Annotated in this window: 4 protein-coding genes; 1 reads left to right on the top strand and 3 read right to left on the bottom strand. The window is 73.2% G+C overall.

The window, feature by feature from the left end; genetic code table 11:
• A partial coding sequence (locus ACWGI8_RS43040; protein ID WP_453668921.1) for a nitrate- and nitrite sensing domain-containing protein occupies nt 1-601 on the bottom strand: 601 nt, incomplete at its 3' end.
• Between the two features lie 51 nt (nt 602-652).
• Nucleotides 653-1,474 carry an MHYT domain-containing protein gene (locus tag ACWGI8_RS43035; RefSeq protein WP_453668919.1) on the bottom strand — a complete coding sequence of 274 codons (822 nt, stop codon included), beginning with the start codon at nt 1,472-1,474 and terminating at the stop codon, nt 653-655.
• Nucleotides 1,475-1,648: 174 nt separating this feature from the next.
• Here ACWGI8_RS43035 and ACWGI8_RS43030 point away from each other — a divergent pair, with 174 nt between their 5' ends.
• Nucleotides 1,649-2,248 (top strand): class I SAM-dependent methyltransferase, encoded by a 600-nt coding sequence (locus tag ACWGI8_RS43030; protein ID WP_453668918.1) that lies wholly within the window; start codon nt 1,649-1,651, stop codon nt 2,246-2,248.
• Here ACWGI8_RS43030 and ACWGI8_RS43025 read toward each other — a convergent pair.
• Nucleotides 2,239-2,468, bottom strand: a 230-nt coding sequence (locus ACWGI8_RS43025; RefSeq protein WP_453668916.1) for an alpha/beta fold hydrolase, incomplete at its 5' end; no start/stop codon positions are given. The genes ACWGI8_RS43030 and ACWGI8_RS43025 overlap by 10 nt on opposite strands.

Below are 2,468 nucleotides of genomic sequence, written 5' to 3'. Positions count from 1 at the left end.
GGACGGAGACGCGCAGGCCCCGCAGTTCGCGGCCTCCGGTGATGAGCCGGTCGAGCCGGCCGGCGACCGCCGCGGGGAGGTCGCCCCTGTCGGCGACGGTGTGCGAGTCGTCGAGCGACAGTTTCGCGAGGGCGGCCTCGGTGAGTGTGACCTGCTGCTGGAGTTCGGCGGCGCGCTCCGGGGCAGGGGCGGCGATCTGACGGAGAGCGGCGCGGCGTTCGGCCTGCAGGGCGGTGACGGCTTCGGCAACGGGTCCGCGGATGCCGTCCTCGACGTCCTGGAGCTGGCGCAGCCGGGCGACGTCCTGGGCGGTGGTGACGGTGGCGAAGCCCCAGAGGGCGAGGAGGGAGACGACGGGCACCATCAGCAGTGAGACGATCTTGGCACGTACCGTTCTGGGGCGCAGCTGCCACTTCTCGCGGCGGCCGTCGTCCGGCCGTCCTGCTGCCGGATCGCGGTCCGTTGCCGGTTCCGGCCGTTCGTCCGCGGGTGGTCCGGCGTGGGCGCGGCGTCCGCGTGTTCCCGGCGCTGTCGGTCCGACAGGCGGGTGCGCATGCGGTGGCGGCGCATCGGCGCCGGGCGTGCTGCGAGGTGTGCGCATGGCCTCCTCGTTCCGGGTACGGGGCGGTGGGGTGCGGCGGGCGAGGCAGCGTTACTGCGTGGTGGGTGCGGCGTTCGAGGGAGCTGTGCGGGTGTTGGTGGGCACGCCGGCCGGTTCGGTGGTCCGCGCGGCCGAGGCGTAGGCGGCCCGTTCCCCCGCCGTCGGGGAGAGAGCCACGAAGGCGGAGGTGAGGAAGAGGTAGGACCCGAGGCCGACGGCGAGGGGGAAGATGAACTGCATGGCCGTGGCCCCGGGCAGTGTCCCGCCCGACGGTTCGACGCGCACGCTCACCGCGAACATGCCGGTGTAGTGCATGCTGCTGACCGCCGCGCCCATGACGAGCGAGGCGATGGCGACCGCGACGGGCGACTTGATGTTGAGTGCCGCCCAGAGGGCGGCGGTCGCGGCGACGACGGCGATGGCGACGGAGAGCGCGATGAGGAGCGGGTCGTAGCGCACCTCGCCGTGCAGTCGCAGGGCGGCCATGCCGAGGTAGTGCATGCTGGCGACGCCGAGTCCGGTGGTGAGACCGCCGAGCAGCAGGGCGCGGACGCGGTCGCGGCTGTGGCCGACGGCGAACACGCCCGCGCCGACGACGAGCATGGCAACGAGCAGGCTGAGGATGGTCAGCGGCACGTTGTAGCGAATGTCGCTGCCGGTCACGCCGAAGCCCAGCATGGCGACGAAGTGCATGGTCCAGATACCGGTGCCGATGGCGGAGGCCGCGGTGATGAGCCAGTTGCGGCGCGATCGGCCGGTCGCGTCGAGCGCGCGTACGGTGCAGCGCAGCCCGAGGGCGGCGCCGATGCATGCCATCACGTACGACAGCACGGGGGTCAGCCAGCCGAAGGCGGCGTGGTCCAGGTGTCCCATGGCTCAGGGACGCTAGTCCTCGAGGGGGCGCGCGGCTGGGGCGCATTTCGAAAGCTGATGGAATATGACAGAGAGATGTTTCCGAACGATCGCACCTGGCTCGAACGTGCGCACCGTACGTCTGTCTGAGGGACGGATGCAGGACCGGCAAGGGCCTGCGGGATCATGTCCCGCATGACCCACGACCATACGCATGTACAGGACTTCTTCGGCGCCCGCGCTGCCGGCTGGGATGCGCGCTTCCCGGACGACGGCCCGGCCTACGCCGCCGGGGTCGCCGCGCTCGGCCTGCGCCCCGGCGAGGCGGTTCTGGACGCGGGCTGCGGCACCGGGCGTGCGCTGCCGGCGCTGCGGGATGCCGTGGGGCGGGCAGGCACCGTCGTCGGGGCCGATCTGACCCCGGCGATGCTGGCGGCCGCGGTCCGGGCCGGGCGGGACCGCGCCGGATCGCTGGTGCTCACCGATGTGGCGCGGCTGCCGATGCGTTCGCGGTCGCTCGACGCGGTGTTCGCTGCCGGTCTCGTCGCGCATCTGCCCCGGCCCGCGGAGAATCTGCGCGAGTTGGCGCGGGTGGTGCGCGACGGCGGGCGTCTGGCGCTGTTCCATCCCATCGGGCGGGCCGCGCTGGCCGCACGCCAGGGCCGGCAGCTCACCGAGGACGATCTGCGTGCCGAGCCCAATCTCCGTCCGCTGCTGGACGGTTCGGGATGGCGGCTGGTCTCGTACGCCGACGAGGACGCGCGCTTCCTGGCCCTGGCGGTGCGTCAGGACTGAGGCACCGCCTCCGTCGCCACGCCGGCCGCCGCACCGGTCGCCACCCCCGTCACCGGCTCCGTCGCGGCGACCGCACGCACGAACACGTCCGGGGCGTCGAACATGATGTTGTGCCCCGCCCCCGGGACCGTCACGACCCGCACCCCGGCCGCCACGAGCTCGTCCTCACCGGGGAGTTCGCCGCTCAGCGCACCCTGCAGGTAGACGCGCGGAACGGGGC

This window comes from Streptomyces sp. NPDC054841 (assembly GCF_053611045.1).
This window is presented reverse-complemented; position numbering and strand designations above follow the sequence as displayed.

Excerpts from the sequence above, each read along its gene's own strand:
- ACWGI8_RS43035 (WP_453668919.1), bottom strand. The coding sequence starts at position 1,474 with ATGGGACACCTGGACCACGCCGCCTTCGGCTGGCTGACCCCCGTGCTG.
- ACWGI8_RS43030 (WP_453668918.1), top strand. The coding sequence starts at position 1,649 with ATGACCCACGACCATACGCATGTACAGGACTTCTTCGGCGCCCGCGCT.